This is a genomic window from Enterococcus innesii, from assembly GCF_022846515.1.
In the GTDB taxonomy this organism is placed as follows: domain Bacteria; phylum Bacillota; class Bacilli; order Lactobacillales; family Enterococcaceae; genus Enterococcus_D; species Enterococcus_D innesii.
In genome coordinates this window covers 1,368,280-1,389,872 of the sequence record NZ_AP025635.1, presented here as the reverse complement: position 1 = coordinate 1,389,872, position 21,593 = coordinate 1,368,280, and the positions used below count along the sequence as shown (strand labels likewise).

Genomic DNA, 21,593 nt, shown 5'->3' with positions numbered 1-21,593 from the left:
AGGTTATTGATATGAACATGAGGGAGTAATTGGCGGATTTTATCTGCGGCAGTATCACCATCCTGAAAGAAATTTCTGGTGCTGTCTTAAACAGTGAGACTTATGTATGCTTAGACAGTGCATACATAAGTCTATTTTTTTTCATATCATGTACAATAAAGGAAGAGTAACTATAAAAGGAGGAGAAACATGTCAGAAGAAAATAAAAAGGAACAGCTTTCGCAGGCGTTTTATGCGCAAGAAGCGCAGCATGTTCTGGAAGAAATGCAAACAGATGCCAATGGATTAACGAACGATGAAGCGCAAAAACGCTTATCTGAGTATGGTCCCAACGAATTAGAAGAAGGCAAAAAGAAATCGATGGCACAAAAATTCTTTGAGCAATTCAAAGATTTGATGATCATCGTTTTGCTAGCGGCGGCGATTATCTCAGCAGTCGTTTCCCATGAAGTCGTGGACTCAATTATTATTTTAGCAGTTGTCATTATCAACGCGATCATGGGTGTTGTTCAAGAGGCAAAGGCAGAGCAGGCCATCGAAGCGCTAAGGGAAATGTCCACCCCAAATGCCAACGTCTTGCGTAATGGTCATACCGTCACCATCAAGAGCGATGAATTGGTTCCGGGGGATATTGTCCTATTAGAAGCTGGCGATGTCGTACCGGCGGATTTACGCCTCTTAGAAGCAAGTTCGTTAAAAATTGAAGAAGCCGCTTTGACCGGTGAATCCGTACCAGTCGAAAAAGAATTGACTGTCATCGACGGGACGGATGTCGGGATCGGCGATCGCGTCAATATGGCTTATTCAAACAGTAATGTGACCTATGGCCGCGGAAAAGGGGTCGTGGTCAATACAGGGATGGGAACTGAAGTTGGGAAAATCGCTGGCATGCTGGCTAGCGCCCAAGAAACCGAAACACCGTTGAAGCGTAACTTAAATGAACTAGGAAAATTCCTGACGATCGCCATCATTATCATTGCAGTGATCATGTTCTTTGTTGGAACGATCTTTAACAATACGTCATGGGTCGACATGCTATTGACTTCGATCTCATTAGCAGTAGCGGCGATCCCAGAAGGGCTGCCAGCGATCGTAACGATCATCTTAGCCTTAGGTACGCAAGTCATGGCGAAACGAAATGCAGTGATCCGTAAATTGCCTGCGGTTGAAACCCTTGGGGCAACCGATATTATCGCTTCTGATAAAACTGGTACTTTGACGTTGAATCAAATGACCGTGGAAAAATTGTTTGTCAATAACAAACAACATGCTGCTTCAGAAGATATTCCGTTAGACAACATGGCATTAAAAGTCATGAATTTTGCCAATGATACAAAATTTGGTGAAGAAGGCAACTTGATCGGTGATCCGACCGAAACTGCCTTGGTACAATTTGGGATGGATCAAGGATTCCATGTGCGGGATCTCGTCAATCAAGAACCACGGATAGCGGATCTGCCATTTGATTCTGACCGAAAACTAATGAGTACGATCCACCAACAAGAAGACGGCCGCTATTTAGTTGCTGTCAAAGGTGCGCCGGATGTCTTGCTAGGCAGAACCTCCAAAGTGCTATTGGATGGCCAAGAGCTGCCAATGACCGATGAGGAAAAAGAAAAAATCTTATTCAACAATACCGATCTGGCAAAACAAGCGTTACGGGTATTGGGGATGGCCTACAAATACGTAGACCAAGTACCAGAAAACTTAGAATCAGAAATTGTCGAAAATGACCTCGTCTTTGCTGGCTTAGTCGGAATGATCGATCCAGAACGGGCAGAAGCAGCCGATGCGGTACGTTTAGCCAAAGAAGCTGGAATTCGTCCAATCATGATCACCGGAGACCACCGCGATACAGCTGAAGCCATTGCGGGACGTTTAGGGATCATCAAACCGGGCGATGATGATGCCGTCTTGACTGGTGCTGAACTCAATAAAATGAGCGATGAAGAGTTCGCTCAAAAAGTAGCCCACTATTCAGTCTATGCGCGGGTATCACCGGAACATAAAGTCCGCATCGTCAAAGCTTGGCAACAAGAAGGCAAAGTCGTTGCTATGACCGGTGACGGGGTCAACGATGCACCATCACTGAAGCAAGCCGATATTGGTGTCGGCATGGGGATCACAGGTACCGAAGTTTCTAAAGGTGCTTCTGATATGGTCCTAGCCGATGACAACTTTGCTACGATCGTCGTAGCAGTGGAAGAAGGACGAAAAGTCTTCTCCAATATTCAAAAAGCGATTCAATACTTGCTAGCCGCTAACCTAGGGGAAGTTTTGACCTTGTTCTTAGCAACCTTGTGGGGTTGGGACTCGCTATTGCCGATCCACTTGCTTTGGATCAACCTAGTAACGGATACCTTCCCAGCAATTGCCCTAGGAATGGAGCCTGCTGAAAAAGATTTAATGAAACATGCACCGCGGGGACGCAGTTCCAACTTCTTTTCTGGTGGTGTGATGAGTAGTATCATCTACCAAGGGATCTTAGAAGCGGCAACCGTGCTGTTCGTTTATTGGTCAGCGATCCAATGGCCCGTTCACAATATGTACGATGCGATCCATGCCGATGCCTTAACGATGGCTTTTGCCACGTTAGGATTGATGCAGTTGTTCCATGCCTTCAACGTCAAATCGATCCATCAGTCGCTCTTTAAAGTAGGGGCATTTAGAAACAAAGCCTTCAACTGGGCGATCCTGTTGTCCTTTGCGTTGATGCTAGTGATCTTCATCGTGCCAGGATTAAATGATATCTTCCGTGTTGCACACCTTGACTTGTATCAATGGGGCATCGTTTTAGGCGCCTCCTTTGCGATCATTCCAGTCGTTGAGATCGTCAAAGCGATCCAACGAGCAATGGGACGCAAATAAGCCAAAATAAACGGAAAAACAATCAATGGTCTGCTGTCCTTCTCCATGGGCAGCAGGCCTTTTTTTGCTGGCTTATTTCGATAAACCCTGTGTCTGTTTCTTGACCTTTTCATTTGCAGTAAGAAACGGTAAAATAGAAGATAATAACAAAGAAAGTAGGGAACCCACTGTGCGACCAAACTTAGGTTTTTATGTACAAACAATCAACGATCTTGTCAAAGAAACAGAAGCGATCGGGGAGAAAATGAATCCCAATTATGAAGAGATCCGCAAAGCGATCGACGAGAAAAAAGAAGCCGAGGTAACACCTGAGCGGCTAGCTGAGATTACCAGAATTTTTAAAGAAGGCACGGACAAATACCGCTTGATGCTGGAAAAAATCAGCAAATTGCGCCCACCAGCAAATGTGATGGGGATCCATAAAAAATTCGAGCGGGCGTATATGAAATATGTTGCCGGCTGTGATGAGATGATTTTGAGTCTGGATAACAAAATCGACCAAGAAGCCTTTGATGCGGCAGAAGCTAAGCAAGATGAAGCAACGGATGAAATTTCTTTTGCTATCCAACGGATGACCGCTTTATTGTTAAAAAAATGATAAACATTCAAGTTAAACAAGAGTTATTTAATTTAACTGTTATGTTTTTCACATGTAAAGTTTTTTTATCGGAGGTATAATGAATTCACAACCAACAACCTTTTTATTTTTCATTTTACTCCTTTTGCCATCAGGACTAACCAACCTGATGGTTTTTTTGTTTTTCAAGTGTTTTTTAATGAGACGTTTCCAGCGATAACGGGTTTAGTTTGTGAATAAAATAGAAAGATAAAGCAGCAGTGGGTACCGAACTTGCGCTTTTTTGTCGATCAATGCTATACTTAGGGCACTATTAAACGAAATGAGGGATCCTCCATTGAAAAATTAACCAATTTGTTGAAAGCTGCATGAAACTGTTCCTCCAAGGGGATAGTCTGCAGATTTTCAGGATTGGTTGACTTTTTCAATGGGGGATCTTTTTGTGTACCTCTAAAAACTGATTCTGAAAATAGCTTTAGGTCTACTCTATTCCGTGAATAGAGACGAGGTATATTTATGTCGAATATCAGTATTAATCATTTAACTTTTGGCTTTGATAGCCAAGAACGGTTGCTTTTTGAGGATGCCAACTTGAACCTTGATACACAATGGAAATTAGGGTTGATTGGTAGAAATGGTCGCGGCAAAACGACCTTGCTGCGTCTGCTGCTCAATGAATTGCCTTATAGCGGCTCGATCACCCATGAGCAACAATTCGTTTATTTTCCCTTAACCGTCGCTGATGATCAGCAATTGACGCTTTTTGTTTTACAGGAATCTGGCGAATTTGAGCAGTGGCGTTTGGAGCGGGAATTGAACCTGCTGCAACTTGATCCAGAAGTGCTTTGGCGTCCCTTTGCGACTTTATCTGGCGGCGAGCAAACGAAAGTCCTATTGGCGCGGTTGTTCGTTGATGAAGAGAATTTTCCTTTGATCGATGAACCGACCAACCATTTGGATGTGACCGCTCGCCAACATGTTGCCCGCTATTTGCAGCAAAAAACCGGGTTTATCGTTGTGAGCCATGATCGACAGTTTGTCGATGAAGTCGTCGATCATGTATTGGCGATCGAAAAAAGCCGCTTGGTGTTGTACAAAGGGAATTATTCAGTCTATGAGCTGCAAAAGCAGCAAAAAGATGCCTATGAGCAAGAACAAAACAGCAAGTTGAAAAAAGAAATCGGGCGTTTGAAGCAGACAGCAGCCGAAAAAGCGGAGTGGTCCCGAGGACGCGAACGGGACAAATTAGGGTCGCCGACCAAAAAAGGCAGCGGGGCAGTCTATGATACGGGGGCGATCGGTGCCCGAGCGGCACGGACCATGAAGCGCTCGAAAGCGATCGTTAAACGGATGGAAGATCAAATTCAAGACAAGTCTGCGTTGTTAAAAGACATTGAGTGGATCGATCCGCTGAAAATGACCCCACTGGTTAGCCATCATGACGTGTTGCTGGAAGCAGAGCATTTTCAGCTCGGCTATGAGCAGCCTTTGTTTAAACCGCTGACGTTTGCGATCCGTCAAAAAGAGCGCTTGGGGATTCAAGGGGCCAACGGATCTGGCAAGTCCAGTTTGATTGCGAGTATTTTAGGTACTTTCGATGGACAGCAGACAGGGACGATCAAAACAGCCCACGGGATCACTATTAGTTACGTCCGGCAAAATTATGAGGACAACCGTGGGATGCTGACAGAATTTGCCCAAGAGCATGGCTTGAATTATCAAGATCTGCTAAATAATTTAAAAAAACTTGGCTTGGAAAGAACTGTCTTTCAAACCCCGATCCAGCAAATGAGTATGGGGCAACGTAAACGCGTGGAGCTAGCCAAATCATTAGCAACACCAGCGGAATTGTTTATCTGGGATGAACCGCTGAATTATTTGGACGTCTTCAATCAGAAGCAATTAGAGGAAGTGATCCATTTGGTGGAGCCTTCTATGCTGATCATTGAACACGACCGTTATTTTCTTGAGCAAGTCTCAACGAAATTGCTGACGTTGACGATCGATGAAAAAGAATGAATAAAGGGAAAAAAGGACGATTGTTTTCTTAAATAAATCGTTCTTTTTTTGTTATTTTAAACGGGAATTTACTGGCAGGTTTAGTAAATAAATACTAAGGGTGCTTTTGATAAAAAAGAAGTGTAAAAATAGTGTTATTATACACAGCTGCGTATATTTGATAAAATTCATTCATTTTTTCATGAAAATTTTCGAAAAATGACGAAATGTTCGTGTTTAGTGGGTGCAATCCCCTTTGGACTACTCATCGTTTTCTCATTATTAGGTAAATTAATTAAAAATTCTTTCATAATTCCCAATGATTTTTACAAAACATTTACAATAATAGTATCGAATAAAAACATTAGTTTGTTATGATTAAAATCGAATTTCTTTGAGCGTTTGACCGAAACATCAAGAGTTCGTTTTTTTTGTGACTTGAAATGCCAGTCAACTATTCGGAGGAAAAAGAGAAAATGGAGGGGCAGTTTTGATAGAAGTAGTCGGGTTGAAGAAGGTTTTCGATAATAAGTTTGAAGCCTTGAAAGCAGTAGATTTTACAATAGAAAAAGGCGATTTGGTTTGTTTGTTGGGACCGAGTGGTTGTGGGAAATCGACGATATTGAATTTGATCGCGGGGTTGTTAAGTCCCACCGATGGAGATATCCGCTTTAATGGTACTTCCGTTGTTAAGACGGAGCCGAAAGACCGCAATATCGGGTTTGTTTTTCAGAATTATGCCCTTTATCCCCATATGACTGTGTTAGAAAATGTCATGTTTCCCTTGACAGTCGGAGAGAAAAAAATCAAGAAAAATGAAGCACAAAAAATTGCTGAGAAGTTCATGAAACTGACCAATATTGAAGAATTAAGTCAGAAAAAACCTGGAACCCTTTCCGGTGGACAGCAGCAACGGGTCGCTATTACTCGTGCTTTGGTACAAAGTCCAGAAGTGTTACTGCTAGATGAACCATTGAGTAACCTAGATGCCCGTTTGCGCTTGAAGATCCGTGAAGAGATCCGTCGGTTAGTCAAAGAAGTAGGTATCACCACGATCTTCGTGACTCATGACCAGGAAGAAGCTCTTTCTATCAGTGATAAGATCATTTTGATGAACGAAGGGATCATTCAGCAAAATGATGATCCGCAAAACCTTTACTTAGAACCAAACAATCTTTTCGTAGCGAAATTTATTGGTAATCCAATCATCAACATCTTGCCAGTAGAAGTCAAAGAGGGACAAATGATCCATCCAGCGTTTACGATCCCGGTTGACCGCTTTACCGACATTCGCTTCAAAAAACCATTGACAGACGGCCAATATACGTTAGGTATTCGTCCAGAAGATGTGCTGACCACTTTACAAGCAGGGTTGTTCCAAACAGAAATCAAGAGTGTAGAGCTGATCGGACGAGAACGAATCTTGAACTTTGATCTGGCTGAAAAACATATGAAATCGATCGTTAGTATTGAAGAGATCATTGAAGAAGGCGCGCAAGTGTCATTTGATTTTCATTACAAAAAAGCCTTTATCTTTGATGAAAAAGGAGAGCGGGTCTACTAATGTTCAAAAAAAATTATAACCCTGAGAATCAACCAAAGGCGTGGCTGTTTTTACTGCCTTCATTGGTCATTATTTTCTTATTCAGTGTGTATCCGCTGTTTCGTTCCTTCATCATGAGTTTCCAAAAAGGAACCTTGATTAACCAACAGTATGCTGGGCTTGAGAACTATCAAAGGGTTTTAACGGACCCCGTATTCTTTCGAGCACTGCAAAACACAGCGCTGTTTGCTTTTGCGGTCGTGCCGATCTCGCTGATTCTCTCATTAGCGATTGCTTGGATCATTTTTGAAAAAGTCAAATACAAAAGTTTTTTTGAAACGATCTTCTTTATGCCCTATGTCACAAGTACGATTGCGATCGGGATCGTGTTTCGTTACTTTTTCAATGGCTCTTACGGGATCATTAATTATCTGCTAGGTCTTGTCGGCATTGCGCCAGTCAATTGGCTAGATAACGTCAACATGAGTATGACGACTTTGATCATCTTCGGCGTTTGGACGAGCCTCGCCTTCAACATTATTATCTTGTTGGCAGGAATGCGCAACATCGACAAAGAACACTATAAAATCGCAAAAATGTTTGGCGCTACCGATGGCGAAATTTTTCGGAAAATCACCTTTCCGCAGTTGATCCCGACCTTTGCTTTCTTGTTGACGGTCAATCTGATCAGTGCCTTTAAAGTTTATACTCAAGTATATGCTTTGTTTGGCGGCCAGCCAGGGATCGCTCGTAGTGCCACGACAGCAGTCTTTTATATTTATGACAAATTCCATATTGCCGGACGTCCGGGGATTGCAATGGCGGCAACCGTGATCTTGTTCATCATTATTTTGCTCGTCACCTTTATCCAAAATAAACTTTTGAAGAAAGTGGGCGAGTAAACGAATGAAAAAAATTGTGACGATTGTTTCGATGTTGTTTTTAGCAATTTTAGCAGTGATCACGCTGTTTCCCTTTGTCTATATGATCTTGGCTGGGCTAATGACCTACAGTGAAGCAACCAGTATTCCACCGACGATCATGCCGGAGTCTTTCCAGTGGAGCAACTACGGGGAAGTCTTTACCCGAGCACCGTTTTTACGCTACTTCTTTAATACGGTCTTCGTTTCTGCGGTGACGACTATCGCGACGCTGATCACGGCGATTCTAGCTGCCTTTGCATTAACAAGTCTTGAATTCAAATACAAACGTCTCGTGATTGGCTTGATGATCTCGTTATTGATGGTTCCTTATGAATCGATCATTTTCACCAATTACAATACGATTGCGCGAATGGGCTTATTGAATACGTATAGTGCCTTGATCATTCCCTTTTTGACCAGTATTTTTTACATCTATTATTTAAACGGTTATTTACAAAGTATTTCTAATACCTTTTATAAGGCAGCCAAAATTGACGGTGCCAGCGACCTAGCTTATATCCGCCGGATTTTGATCCCCATGTCAAAACCAGCCTTAGTGACAGTCGGGATTCTGACGTTCATCTCTAGCTGGAATTCCTTCTTATGGCCGTTGTTAGTGACCAATGAGAAAAAATACCGCCTCTTAAATAATGGGTTGGCTGCCTTTACCACAGAAAGCGGCAGTGACGTTCATTTACAAATGGCGGCAGCGACCTTGACCGTCATTCCAATTCTGATCATTTACTTGATCTTTAGAAAAGAAATTATCAAAGGAGTGGCTAAAGATGGCATCAAAGGATAAAACAACGATCACCTTCCATAGCGGGATCTTAACGATTGGAGGGACCGTCATCGAAGTTGCGTACAAAGATGCCCATATCTTTTTTGACTTCGGTTCGGAATACCACCCAGAAACACCTTTACCAGATGAAGAATTACAAACTCTAGTCTCCCACCGTTGGATACCAGAACTGAAAAATGTCTACGATCCACGCTTAGACTACACGTATCAAGGCAGTGAAACGAAAGAATACCAAGAAACAGCAGTCTTCCTTTCCCATGCCCATCTGGATCACTCAAAAATGATCAACTTTTTAGACCCGAGCATTCCTATGTACACCTTGAAGGAAACCAAAGCGATCCTTGAAGTGTTGAATCAAAAAGGGGACTTCTTGCTGCCCGTTCCTCATGAGGAAAAAAGCTTTGTCCGTGAATTGATCGGCTTAGAACCGCACGATGTGATTCGAGTCGGGGAAATTGAAGTCGAGATCATTCCAGTCGATCATGATGCTTATGGAGCGGCAGCTTTGTTGATTCGCACGCCGGATCATTTTATTGCTTATACCGGTGATTTACGTTTGCATGGCTATCATCCAGAGCGTACCAAAGAATTCTGTCAATTAGCCAAACACACGGACCTATTGATGATGGAAGGGGTCAGCATCAGCTTCCCAGAAAGAGAACCGGATCCCAATGCGATCACGGTGGAAAGTGAAACAGAATTGATCGAGAAGTTTGTGCGTTTGGTCAAAGAAAATCCCCAACGACAAATTACCTTCAATGGCTATCCAGCCAATGTCGAGCGCTTTATGGCGCTTGTCGAAGCCGCACCACGGACGGTTGTTCTAGAGGCGACCCAAGCCGCATTGCTGAAAGAAATTTTCGATAAAGATGTACCGTTCTATACGATCGATGATCAAGTACCAGCGACCCTCGATCCAGCCTTCGCTATTTCTTATCAGGCATTATGTGCCGACAGGAGCCAGTACCTTTGGCAAGCAGTCGCGCATTTTGAAAACTTGCAAACAGGTGGATTGTATATTCACAGTGATGCACAGCCGTTAGGCGATTTTGATCCAGCTTACCAAGTCTTTTTGGATCAACTGGCAGCACTGGAGATCGAATTTGTCCGTTTGCCAAACTCGGGACATGCAAAACCAGCTGATTTAGATCAGATCATTGCCTGGATCGAGCCCCAACGATTGGTTCCAATCCATACGCTGAAACCAGAAAATCTGGTGAATCCGTACGGTGAAAGAATATTGCCGCAACGCGGTGAAAAAATTATTTTAGAGTGATAGAGGAGAGGAAAAAATGAAAACAAAGAAACTTGCATTTGCAGCAGCTGCAGCCGCGACATTGGTATTAGGGGCTTGTGGAAACAACAACGATTCATCTGGTTCTACGGAAAGTGATGAAATCGTTACAGAACTAAGCGAAGATACGACTGTCACCTTTTGGCATGCAATGAATGGTGCGCAAGAAGAATCATTGACGAAATTGACGGAGCAATTCATGGATGAAAATCCAAACATCAAGATCGAATTGCAAAACCAATCCAGCTACTCTGATCTACAAGCAAAGGTGAATTCAACCTTGCCTTCACCAAAAGATCTACCAACTATCACCCAAGCATATCCTGGTTGGTTATGGAATGCTGCCCAAGATGACATGTTGGTTGACCTTGGCGAATACATCAACGATGATACTATCGGTTGGGGTGACCAAGAAGAGATCCGCAGTGCCCTTTTAGAAGGCGCACAAATCGACGGCGTGCAATACGGAATTCCATTCAACAAATCAACAGAAATGCTGTTTTACAATGCAGACATGTTAGACGAGTATGGTATTGACGTACCAACAAACCTGGAAGAATTAAAAGAAGCTTCTCAAGAAATCTATGAAAAATCAAACGGTGAAGTAGTCGGTGCTGGTTTTGACTCATTAAACAACTACTACGCCATCGCAATGAAAAACCAAGGCGTTGATTTTGACAAAGACTTGCAACTAGACAGTGACGAATCAAAAGAAGTCATCAACTACTACCTAGATGGTGTCAAAGACGGCTACTTCCGAATCGCTGGTTCTGATCAATACTTGTCTGGACCATTTGCTAACAAGCAAGTCGCAATGTATGTCGGCTCCATCGCAGGGGAAGGCTTTGTTAAGAAAGATACTGAAGGCAAATTCGAATATGACGTAGCAGCTCGTCCAGAAGCCATCAACTTGCAACAAGGAACTGACTTGTACATGTTCAACAGCGCAACACCAGAGCAACGTACTGCTGCTTTTGAATACATGAAATTCTTGACTTCTCCAGAAGCGCAAAAAACATGGGCAATCGATACCGGCTACATGCCAGTTGTTGAATCTGTTTTGGAAAGCGATGAATACAAAAACAATCCTGAAACAAAAGTAGCTGCCAAATTAGAAGACGCAACCAAAGAATTGTTCTCGATCCCAGTGATTGAAAATGCTGATCCTGCTTACAATGAAATGCGTTCAATCATGGAAAACATTTTGTCTAATACAGATCAAGATGTCGATCAATTGATTGAAAATGCAAAACCACAATTAGAAGATGCTTGGAACCAATAATTCTGAATTTCTTCGTCAAAATAGGGTATAATCAGGGAAACACCTGAGAATGAAACACCAAAGGGTTTGTGCCATAAGGTTTGAAGACACAAGGAAGCAGAAAATGCTGGCTTTCGAGGGTTTTCGACTTATGCGCATGCCCTTTTGGTCTATTGAGGGGAAAAGGAGTCTTTTGAATGAAAATCACGTTTTTAGAAACGAGCGATATGCATGGCTATGTCTATCCAACCAATTTTGCCGATGATACGGAACAAGGATTCGGCGTGGCAAAAGTTGCCACCAAAATGAAAGAGCTACGTCAAGCAGCCTCCGGGCCGGTCGTAACGATCGAAAATGGCGACTTTATCCAAGGCTCGCCCTTAAGCTATTACATCGCCAAGAGCCAGCATTCCGTTGCCGCATTGACCGCTGTCGTCAACCACCTAGACGTTGATGTTCATGTCTTAGGCAATCATGAGTTCAACTACGGTCTGCCTTATTTGCAAGAAGCGATCGCCAGCTACCAAACACCAGTACTGGCAGCGAATATTTTAAATGAAGCGGGAGAACCATTTTTTGGGCAAGCCTACACCATCATTGAAAAAGAAGGGGTCAAGATCGCGATCTTAGGAATGGTGACGCCGTATATTCCTCACTGGGAACAGCCTGCGACGATTCGCGGGATGCAGTTTGTCAGCATCGTTGAGACAGCGAAAAACTATGTACCTTACTTACGAGAACAAGCCGATATCGTTGTTGTCAGTTATCATGGTGGCTTCGAGCGTGATTTAGTCACTGGGGAACCGACTGAATTATTGACCGGCGAAAATGAGGGCTATCAATTATTGCAGGAAGTCTCAGGAATCGATGCCTTCTTCACAGGACACCAACATCGTGAGATCGCCACAAAAATCAATGGTGTTCCCGTTGTACAGCCCGGTTATCGTGGAAGCTTTATCGGCGCCATCGAATTGACGGTTGAAAAAAATCACACAGGGGTTCATGTCACAAACAGTACGGCTGCGTTGATCCCTGTTGCGGATGCTCTCCCAGATCAAGAGACGTTGGCTTTGTTAGCACCCATCGAAGAAGAATTACAAACATGGCTAGATCAGCCGTTAGGCAAAGTCAGTGGGGATATGCGAATCACCGATCCGATGGGGGCACGCTTGAAAGAGCATCCTTATATTGAATTTATCAATCGTGTTCAGATGGCTGCCAGCGGCGCCAAAATTTCTGGCACTGCTCTTTTCAACAATGAAGGCAAGGGCTTTGGCTCAACCATCACGATGCGGGATGTGATCACCAATTATATTTACCCAAATACGTTAGCTGTAGTCAAAGTAACAGGTGCTGAATTAAAAGCCGCTTTAGAACAAACGGCGGATTATTTAGCCGTTGTTGACGGTCAGATCGTGTTCAATCCTGCTTTTATTGAGCCAAAACCGCAATATTATAATTACGATATGTATGAAGGCATCGAGTATACGATCGATCTTAGCCAACCCGTCGGTCAACGAATCACCCGCTTGGATTTTGAAGAAAAAGCCATTGCGATGGACCAAGAATTAGAGATCGTCATCAACCAATATCGTGCCGTGGGCGGTGGCAACTACGCGATGTTTTCTGCCGAAAAAATCGTTCGTGAGATCCAAGTCGATATGACAGAACTGATTGCTGACTATTTAAAACAGCATCCTCAGATCGAAGCTACGACGAATCAAAACTTTCTAGTGACGTTATAATAGCAAAACAGCCTGCGATGAAGGAATCATCGCAGGCTGTTTCTTAATTTTCTACATTACGTACATAATCATCAAAGTACTTTACCAAATCCGCTTTGACTTGTTGATAGTCTTCTTCGGAATAGTCTTTGTCTTCTAGTTTTGCTTCGAAAAATGGCATCGCCAATTCTTCTCGTAAACGATCCAACACTTGTTCTTGGTTCATAACGTCACCTTTTTCACTTTTGATTTGATTTCATCATAACAAATGAAATGAGGCTGTCAATGCTTCGTAAGTGTCTTTCATTTTTTCTAAACGATTTTTTAAAGAAACAAAGTCATCGTCATCATGAAAAAGGACTTGTTTTAATTCAAAATAATAGATCTCAAAAGCATCAAAGAAAGCAATGACTTCCGCTGTTTGCAGCTCTTTGGCAGTATCGCAGCGAATATAGGCTTTTTCAGCGATCGCATACGTTTCCGCAGTCGTTAATAGGACCAATGATTCATTGTACCTGCGGCTCGTCACTAGTTCAAAGGTTGACTGACATTTATTGTAGATATTAGAAAAATCTTTGAGCACAAGTTCCTTTGGTGTTTTATCAAACATGGGGGAATCCTCCAAAACTTTATTTTTTGAATAAGACGCAGACACATTCTGGTGCGTAGATGTCTTTTTCTAAGACAGTCAATTTGCCAGTGGCTTCATCGCGTTTGTATAACGTTAGGTTATCAGAATTTTGGTTGGCACAAACCAGATAATCGTTTGTCGGGTCCAAATCGAAATCGCGAGGGAAGTCGCCTTCTGTTGAGATTGATTGAACAAAAGCCAGACCAGCGCCTTCATCGGTTACTTCAAAAACAGCGATTGAATTATGGCCGCGATTTGAGCTGTAAACAAAACGTCCATCGTTCGAGATACGTACCGCAGCGCCACTGTTGAAATCCGTAAAGTCCGCAGGGATCGTTGGCACTTTTTGGATTTTCTCAAAACTGCCATCTGCTTGATTGTAGCGTAAAACAGTCAATGAGCTGTCTAATTCGCCCACTAAGTAAGCGTATTGGTTATTTGGATGGAAGACCAAGTGACGTGGACCAGTTCCGTCTTCTGCCACATAAACGGCAACTTCTGTCAGTTTGCCATCTTCTGAAATATCATAAGTATAGACCCGGTCCGTTCCAAGGTCACAAACTGCTAAACGTTGGTCTGGTGTTAAGTCAGTATAATGGACATGAGGTTTGTCTTGGTTTTCATGAGAGCCGACGGGTTCATCATGGTAGATGCTGTCTGTTGCTTCGATGCTGCCATCTTCTAGAATTTTATAAACATTCACTTCACCTTTGTGGTAGTTGGCACCATATAAAAGCTGACGGTTTTCATCAACTGCTACATAGCAAAGGGGTGCGCCTTCTTCCGTTGCGGTATTCAGCAAGGTAAAGTCTGGAGTATAAGCAGCGGCGCCGCCGTTGCCAGCTACTTCTGTGACGCTGTAAACTGCTTCTTTTTTACTGCGGGCAAGATAAGTCGGACTTTTTTCTTCCGCACATAAGGTCAAATCGGTCAGTGTTCCTTTTTCCGTATCTAAAGCGATCGAATAGATCCCTTTACTTTCGCGACGAGTGTACGTACCTAAATAAATCGTTTGCAACATAAAAAAACCTCCTAATAGTTTCATTCCTCTTTAATTCTACCATAGAATGCGGTTTTGGGCGGGTAGAAAAACTCTTTATGTTATAATAAACGAGAAGATAGAAAGGGGAGTTTGTCATATGAAAAAAGGGACGATCAAAGAAATTGGTCCACAAGCGATCGATTCACAAGAAAGAATGATCATCTTCTTTGGGGAAGAAGCGACCGACACACTGCGAGAATATTCAGTCATTCAAACGATTCCTGATTCGCAAGCGTTAGTCGTCAAAAAAGGGAATCAGATCACTTTTGGTGATCAGACCTATCAAGTCCAATATGTAGGAACGGTGGCTAACCAAATCCTGCAAACGATCCAGCATGTGACCTTTGTCTTTGACGAAGAGCCGGCTGAAGATCCGCTTTCAAGTGCGATTTATTTAACGCCAACTGTTTTGCCGAACCTCGAAGTCGGCATGCAAGTGACGTACAACTAGGAGGCAAAGAATGTCATGAAAGAAACGCAGAAAAAGCCGCATTCCTGGTTTTGGAAATGGTTTTTAAACAATCAAGCAGTGACTAGCTTGCTGGTCATTTTATTGATTCTCTTGATTTTGCTGCTCTTTACGAAAGTGTCGTATTTGTTTGAACCTGTCTGGCAATTTTTAGCTATCGTCGGATTGCCAATCATTTTGGCGGGCATTTTATATTACTTGATGAATCCAACAGTTGACTACTTAGAACGAAAAGGGATCAAGCGAATCTACAGTATTTTCGGTCTCTTTATTTTAGTGGTTGGTCTGATCGTCTGGGGTGTGGTGGTGATCATCCCTAAGATTCAAGAGCAATCCATGAGTTTTGCGGATAATTTGCCAGGCTACTTGACGATTATTGAGAATAAGGTGAATGAAATCTTGTCTGATCCAATCTTCTCGCAAGTCCAAGAGCAGATCGAAGCTTCCAATGAGAAGTTGATTTCTTCTCTGACGGATATCGTCCAAAACCTTTCCCGCAGCACGATTCAAAATCTAGGTAGTTTCTTCGGGGCTGTTGCGACGATCGTTTTAGCGGTCATTACCATGCCGTTTATTTTGTTCTACCTACTGAAAGATGGCCGCAAACTAGCCCCTTATTTTGTCAAATTTTTACCAACCAAAATGCGCCAGCCGTCACTGATCGTTTTAAAAGAAATGAATGACCAGGTATCCTCCTATATTCGGGGACAGCTGACAGTGGCGTTTGCGGTCGCAGTGATGTTTATGATCGGCTTTAGTATTATTGGCTTAGATTATGCCATCACACTAGGCATTGCAGCTGGCTTTTTAAATTTGATCCCTTATTTAGGATCTTTTTTGGCCATGATTCCAGCGGTCTTTTTAGGAATTGTTGGTGGGCCGGTATTGCTGATCCAAGTCCTGATCGTCTTTGTCATTGAGCAGACCATTGAAGGACGCTTGATCTCACCGTTAGTTTTAGGAAACGAATTGTCGATCCATCCTGTCACGATTCTTTTAGTCCTCTTGACTTCAGGAAAACTATTTGGCCTTGTTGGGGTCATTTTAGGGATTCCTGTCTATGCAGCTGCCAAGGTGATCATTACCCATGTATTTGAATGGTATACGCGGGTTTCCTCCTTGTATGAAGACGAAGAACCGATCCCCGAAGCACCATCAGAGGAGACACCCGAAGTCTAGCAACTTCGAATGTAAAAGAGTCCATACGTATTATCAACGGTACAGCCTTTTTCTGTGGGCTGTATCTTTTTTGTGCGGATAAAACAACCAGTATCGTTATAAACTGAATAGCGTATAAATTTGAGTAGACTATGAGAGGTGGGGCTGACAGAAACGCTGCCCACTTATTTCCAGAAAGAGGATCGAAAGGTGTCTCGAAACGGATTGACTTCTAAGGATCAAATAAATATAATTGAGTTATATAAATTGTTTATATAACTAAGGTATAGGAGTATGATGGATGCCAAAACAACGAATAACAAAGGAAATGGTGGTTGATGCTGCCTTTGAGATTGCGCGAAAAGGCGGTATGGAGCAAGTGATCGTCAAGAACATTGCCGAGAAGTTAGGCTGTTCAGTCCAGCCGATTTATAGTTACTGCACCAATATGGAGGGGCTGCGGACCGAGGTAGAACAGAGAGCACGGCAATTTTTACAAGAGTATTTAGCAGCCCATATTGACAAGCGTGATTTGTTTCGTAGTACTGGACATGCGTATGTGCAACTGGCGAAAGAAGAACCCCATGTTTTGAGAATTTTTGTATTACAAAAAAGAGCGAATGTTTCTTCATTAGAAGAGCTGTATCAGTTGGAAACGAATCCTCAAGTAGCAAAAAGGATTGTCGCCGATTTGAACATTAGCATAGAAACCGCCAAACAGCTACACTTGCATATGCTGATTTACACCATCGGAATCGGCACGATTTTCTCAGTAACGACACCCGGTATTCCACTAGATGAAATCTATGCACAACAGGAAAAAGCGTACGAAATGTTTTTGAAACAGGCAATAGATTCCACAGAAAAATAAGTCGCAGTCCTAACTGCAGGGAGGAGTTCCCCCATGAAAAACGGCATTATTGTTTACCAATCGAAATACGGCGCTGTCAAAAAGTATGTTCACTGGCTTCAAGAAGCAACAGGTTTTTCTAGCGTAGAAACTCCAAAAGCGAAAATAGCTGAAGTAATGGATTATGACACAATTATCTTCTGTGGGGGAATCTATGCTTCCGGCATTGCTGGACTGTCCTTTTTAAAAAAGAATAGCAATCAACTAAAAGGCAAAGCGATATTTATCTTTTGTGCGGGAGCTTCTGCTCCTGAAGAAGATGTTGTGAAAAAACTCAGAGAACAGAATCTCACGGGTCCGCTAAAGGACATTCCCCTTTTTTACGGAAGAGGGCAATGGCAGGAAAGCAAAATGACCTTTTTTGATCGGACCTTAGTGAAGATGTTAAGAAAAGCTGCCGCTAAAAAAGAGCCACATACCTATGACCCACAGACGAAGGCGCTCATGGAAGCCAATGGACAAGATTGCGATTGGACGGATAAAAAGTACTTGGTTCCGTTGGTGAATTATTTGGAACAGGAACTGTTTTGAAAGAGCAAACAAGTTTTTTGAGGTTTTATGAATCAAAGGAACAATGATAAGTCAGAGAAAAAAATGAAGTGTTCTTACTACGCATTTATGTTCTGTTTGCTACCAAGAATTTGCCAATATGTTCTTAGAAAGTTTTCAATCTATTTCTAAAAATCAATGATTAAATCGAATACCGATCACGCATGGGCTGATTCCTTATGTGTGATCGCTTTTTTTGTTTTTATCCACATCGCTTATCCCATTAGAAAAAGAGATGCAACGGCTTCCTTTTTTAGTTTCTCAGTTAACTACATCCAATGAGGTCGTTTTTTGCTTTGAATGAGGCAAATTCTTGTGAAGTTGAGGGGGACATCAGCTCTTTCAAGTGCTAGAAAAATAAGTTACGAAGCTATCGCTGGCTTTTTAATGGTCCTCTTTTTAAATGCCAAAAATCTTCTATTTCGCGCTTTTTCAATGCTTTAAAGGATTTGACACATTGCTGCAAGAAATACATATGGTCGAGAAAAACATCGGTTGCGTATACTGAATCTAAGACAAAAGAAAACCTTGTGAGGTCAACAAAATGTGGATTTTAGCAATTGATATTGGCGGTACTGCTATTAAATGTGGGTTAGTGAATAGTCAGGGGGAACGTAAACAATTGACTCAATTTCCCATGAACAAGGAATATTCCACAGTCACGCAACGTATATGTCGACAGATCGATGCATGTTATGCAGCAGCATTTGATGGCATTGCTATTAGCTCAACGGGACTGGTTGATCCCCGAAGCCAAGAAATCGGCATGACATCCCCTTTATATGAAGGATTTGGTAAAAGACTGGTTAAGCATTTGCGCAGTACATACCAATGTCCAGTGGCTGCCGAAAATGATGGCAACTGTGCGTTATTGGCAGAAAAGTGGTTGGGTCACGCTCAAAATTGTGCGTCCTTTGCGACAATTGTTCTAGGTACATCCGTTGGCGGTGGCTTGATGATCGATCATCAACTGGTTCGCGGCAAACACTTACTAGCAGGAGAGTTTGGTTATATGCTTTTTCCGACCGAAAGGAAGGATTGGGAACTTTGGAGCATCGCAGGGTCAACCAGAACCTTAGTAGAGAAAACAGCAAAACGCATCGGAGACCCAACAATCAATGGTCAGCGTATTGATACACTGGTTCAAGAACAAGATCCGCGATGTCTGCCAGTAGTAGCTGATTTTGTCGATAAGCTGGCGGCAGCTTGCTATAGCCTGCAATATATGATTGATCCGGAAATCATCTTGATTGGCGGTGGAATCAGTGCGAGCCGTTTCTTGATCCCACATGTAAACGCACGATTAGCTATGATTGCTGAGCAGATTCCCAGTACGGTTATCGTGCCCAAAATTTGTGCCTGTCGTTTCGGCAATGAATCTAATTTGTTGGGGGCTTGTTATAACTGGTTAAGAATATACAAGCCTGATAGCTGACTTGTAAAAAAGCATTGTTTTTTATTGAAATAAAGCGTATTTTATTAGAGTATCATACATTCTTTTCTCCTAAATAAGTACCGATAAATGAAAGCGTTTTTGAGCTTTCGAAATAACAGAGAATAGGTGATGCAAATGGGAAAGTACACGGAACTGAATCGTCAAAAACTATTTAGGGGAATCATTCGTGCCATCAGCTCTTATTTAATCGTGTTTTTAGTGCCTTTTTTAGCCGTGTCATGGATTTGGTATGATACCTCTGTCAAAAGTATCAATGAACAAGTGATGCTGACCGCTAGAAACCAATTAATTCAGTTGAAATATTCTTTAGAAAATACGTTTATTCAATTGAATTATCTGACGCAAAAAATGACCAATGATCATGTTGTCTCATTGACATATTTGCAGCATCCTTACTTGACCAAAGAAGCAAGAGAGGCCATGCAAACATACAAAATCACCAACGACTTAGTCGAAGAAGTCTATTTATATTATAAAGAGTCCCCAGCAACCTTGTATTCAACCGTAGGATCATTCTCTTTTGACACATTTTTGAAAAAAGTACTGCCGAAAAATGAAATGGGCCAGGAACAGTTAGCCGCACAATTGGATTCCTCAGCGCCTACATTGTTGACATTAGAAGGCGCCGGTGAGGAGCAGCGTTATTCCCGCTTCTTTTATATCGTTCCCATTCAAAGTGAAGAGATGACTGTCTATGGCTCAGCGATCTATGAAATCAAAGAGAACAATTTGAAGAGAATTCTTGATCTCGGCAACAACATTGGGATCAGTAACACCTATATTATCAATGATGAGTACCAGTTATTAGCCAGTACCACCAATGATGAGTTAGCACGCTTTTTAAATCATCCCGAGCGCATGAAAAAAGGCATTCAAACAGGACGAATGCGGTTTGAACAATCGACGTATTTTGTTCAAGCAATTGCCAATAAAGAATTGAATATTTCAGTGGTAGCCGTTGCTAATCCGAATCAAGCGCTGGCATCGGTTAACCGTGTCCAAGAGCAGTTCGTCCTAGTATTTATCGCCATATTGTTTACGGGGATCACCGCAGTAGTGATACTTGGTTTACGAAGTTATCGGCCGATTCGCAAAATAGAGAATCTAGTTCAGGAGTTTCATCGGGACCCCAAAATGACCCTTCATTCGATGGATGATGTCCATAATACCTTGGCGGCATTTTTGGTTGAGCACCAAGAACTGCATCAGGAAGTCCGCCTGCAAACACCTCATGCCAGAGAGCAAGTGTTGCGCAAATTAATGAGCGGACGTTTTCGGTCCGAGCAAGAATTGGGTCTGCTTTTGGAAGCAGTTCATGTCTGCTTTCCTAAGTCAAACTACTTTGTGATCGCCATTGATACGAAAACTGTGGATTCCAAAGCCAAGCAAGGAGATAAAAAATTTCTGATCGATTATATCGAGGAAATCAAAGAGGCAGATTATACGGCATATGCGACGGAAATTTTATCCAAAGAAATGCTAGCGTTGACCGTAGGGTTTGTTGATGGCAAAGAACAAAAAGAAATTGTGGATGCCATTGCGGAAAAAATAACCCATGCGATCTCCCTAACACCCACAATGGGTGTCGGGATGACGGTCGATCAACTAACCGCCATCAATGAATCCTATATCGAAGGGTTGGCAGCACTGGAAAATCAAGGGAGTCAAGGCAAGCAAATCAGCTACTATGCAGAGCTTTCCAAAGAGACCAATCATTTGCCAATCAATTATCCAGACAATCAAAAATTAAAATTGATCCAAGCCTTGAATCAAGGAAATATTGAGATTGCCAGTGAAACGATCCAGCGGTTGATCGAAGAAGGCGAGAGTAAACAGACTTCGCCGCGTGTCCAAAAAATGTATGGCTACTACTTGTTGAATACGATCGCACAAGTCGGCGGTGAATTGGTGGGGGCAGAAGTACTGCATACCGCTTCTGAAAGTGCTGATTTCAACAGCTTGAATCAATTGCAAACGGCCTTGTTAACGATTGCCCAGCAGATTTGCACGAAGGTGCAGAAACAACCGCTGGATGATGAGTCGGAAATGAATGAGAAAATCTTCAGTTTTATCCAAGAAAATTACCATTCCTCACAGCTCTCCTTGGAATCGGTGGCAGAAGAAGTGGGTGTATCTGTCTCTTATGTCAGCCGTTTTGTAAAAAAAGAAAGCGGCAAAACCTTCTCCAAATATATTCAAGAACTACGGCTGAAAAAAATCAAAGAGGAACTGATTGAGACAGATTTGCCGATCAAAGAAATTATTCGCAACAATGGGTATTATGATGTTTCCAATTATACGAGAAAGTTCCGAAAAATAGTGGGTGTGACACCAGGGCAATACCGTGAAATGAACCAAAAAATGAGAAATTATTGAAAGTATGAGGGA

Annotated in this window: 18 protein-coding genes; 15 read left to right on the top strand and 3 right to left on the bottom strand. The window is 42.4% G+C overall.

Going from position 1 to position 21,593, the window contains the following annotated elements:
• Positions 1-189 precede the first annotated feature (189 nt).
• The 9 genes from ENLAB_RS06320 to ENLAB_RS06280 all read left to right on the top strand — a co-directional run bounded on the left by ENLAB_RS06320 (position 190) and on the right by ENLAB_RS06280 (position 13,011).
• Positions 190-2,868 carry a cation-translocating P-type ATPase gene (locus ENLAB_RS06320; RefSeq protein ID WP_194195220.1) on the top strand — a complete coding sequence of 893 codons (2,679 nt, stop codon included), beginning with the start codon at positions 190-192 and terminating at the stop codon, positions 2,866-2,868.
• A 169-nt stretch (positions 2,869-3,037) separates the two neighbouring features.
• On the top strand, positions 3,038-3,466 hold the full coding sequence (locus tag ENLAB_RS06315; protein WP_005228008.1) for a hypothetical protein: 429 nt from the start codon (positions 3,038-3,040) through the stop codon (positions 3,464-3,466).
• A 495-nt stretch (positions 3,467-3,961) separates the two neighbouring features.
• Complete coding sequence (abc-f, locus tag ENLAB_RS06310) at positions 3,962-5,464, top strand: ribosomal protection-like ABC-F family protein (protein WP_140965365.1); 1,503 nt, start codon at positions 3,962-3,964, stop codon at positions 5,462-5,464.
• Between the two features lie 469 nt (positions 5,465-5,933).
• Entirely contained in the window at positions 5,934-7,007 is a 1,074-nt protein-coding gene (locus ENLAB_RS06305; protein WP_096741761.1) for an ABC transporter ATP-binding protein, read from the top strand.
• A complete protein-coding gene (locus ENLAB_RS06300) occupies positions 7,007-7,888 on the top strand; it encodes a carbohydrate ABC transporter permease (protein ID WP_008379450.1) in 882 nt (293 codons plus the stop codon). The genes ENLAB_RS06305 and ENLAB_RS06300 overlap by 1 nt, the downstream gene beginning before the upstream one ends.
• A gap of 4 nt (positions 7,889-7,892) precedes the next feature.
• A complete protein-coding gene (locus ENLAB_RS06295) occupies positions 7,893-8,711 on the top strand; it encodes a carbohydrate ABC transporter permease (RefSeq protein ID WP_005228015.1) in 819 nt (272 codons plus the stop codon).
• Entirely contained in the window at positions 8,695-9,987 is a 1,293-nt protein-coding gene (locus ENLAB_RS06290) for an MBL fold metallo-hydrolase (protein WP_140965364.1), read from the top strand. Before ENLAB_RS06295 ends, ENLAB_RS06290 begins: the two co-directional genes overlap by 17 nt.
• Before the next feature lie 16 nt (positions 9,988-10,003).
• The gene (locus ENLAB_RS06285) at positions 10,004-11,287 is read left to right on the top strand and encodes an ABC transporter substrate-binding protein (RefSeq protein ID WP_081117767.1); all 1,284 of its coding nucleotides are present in this window, start codon (positions 10,004-10,006) and stop codon (positions 11,285-11,287) included.
• Between the two features lie 176 nt (positions 11,288-11,463).
• Positions 11,464-13,011, top strand: a complete 1,548-nt coding sequence (locus ENLAB_RS06280) for a bifunctional metallophosphatase/5'-nucleotidase (protein ID WP_140965363.1) — start codon at positions 11,464-11,466, stop codon at positions 13,009-13,011.
• A gap of 43 nt (positions 13,012-13,054) precedes the next feature.
• On the opposite strand, the gene ENLAB_RS06275 is transcribed toward ENLAB_RS06280, so the two are convergent.
• The 3 genes from ENLAB_RS06275 to ENLAB_RS06265 are packed head-to-tail and all read right to left on the bottom strand — an operon-like array spanning position 13,055 to position 14,642.
• Complete coding sequence (locus tag ENLAB_RS06275) at positions 13,055-13,216, bottom strand: hypothetical protein (RefSeq protein ID WP_005233739.1); 162 nt, start codon at positions 13,214-13,216, stop codon at positions 13,055-13,057.
• Between the two features lie 33 nt (positions 13,217-13,249).
• On the bottom strand, positions 13,250-13,600 hold the full coding sequence (locus tag ENLAB_RS06270) for a hypothetical protein (protein ID WP_244353131.1): 351 nt from the start codon (positions 13,598-13,600) through the stop codon (positions 13,250-13,252).
• 19 nt (positions 13,601-13,619) lie between these two features.
• Positions 13,620-14,642 carry a lactonase family protein gene (locus tag ENLAB_RS06265; protein WP_034878296.1) on the bottom strand — a complete coding sequence of 341 codons (1,023 nt, stop codon included), beginning with the start codon at positions 14,640-14,642 and terminating at the stop codon, positions 13,620-13,622.
• A 118-nt stretch (positions 14,643-14,760) separates the two neighbouring features.
• On the opposite strand from ENLAB_RS06265, the gene ENLAB_RS06260 reads away from it, so the two are divergent.
• The 6 genes from ENLAB_RS06260 (at position 14,761) to ENLAB_RS06235 (ending at position 21,581) form a co-directional block, all read left to right on the top strand.
• Positions 14,761-15,114 (top strand): PTS glucitol/sorbitol transporter subunit IIA, encoded by a 354-nt coding sequence (locus ENLAB_RS06260; RefSeq protein ID WP_077452244.1) that lies wholly within the window; start codon positions 14,761-14,763, stop codon positions 15,112-15,114.
• Positions 15,115-15,129: 15 nt separating this feature from the next.
• Positions 15,130-16,311, top strand: coding sequence for an AI-2E family transporter (locus tag ENLAB_RS06255; RefSeq protein WP_077452243.1), 1,182 nt, complete (start codon positions 15,130-15,132; stop codon positions 16,309-16,311).
• A 280-nt stretch (positions 16,312-16,591) separates the two neighbouring features.
• Positions 16,592-17,161, top strand: coding sequence for a TetR/AcrR family transcriptional regulator (locus ENLAB_RS06250; protein WP_140965362.1), 570 nt, complete (start codon positions 16,592-16,594; stop codon positions 17,159-17,161).
• Positions 17,162-17,194: 33 nt separating this feature from the next.
• On the top strand, positions 17,195-17,731 hold the full coding sequence (locus tag ENLAB_RS06245; RefSeq protein WP_140965361.1) for a flavodoxin domain-containing protein: 537 nt from the start codon (positions 17,195-17,197) through the stop codon (positions 17,729-17,731).
• Positions 17,732-18,293: 562 nt separating this feature from the next.
• Positions 18,294-19,184, top strand: a complete 891-nt coding sequence (locus ENLAB_RS06240; protein WP_086291657.1) for an ROK family protein — start codon at positions 18,294-18,296, stop codon at positions 19,182-19,184.
• 129 nt (positions 19,185-19,313) lie between these two features.
• Positions 19,314-21,581 carry a helix-turn-helix domain-containing protein gene (locus ENLAB_RS06235; protein WP_369522128.1) on the top strand — a complete coding sequence of 756 codons (2,268 nt, stop codon included), beginning with the start codon at positions 19,314-19,316 and terminating at the stop codon, positions 21,579-21,581.
• The last annotated feature ends 12 nt before the right edge of the window (positions 21,582-21,593 follow it).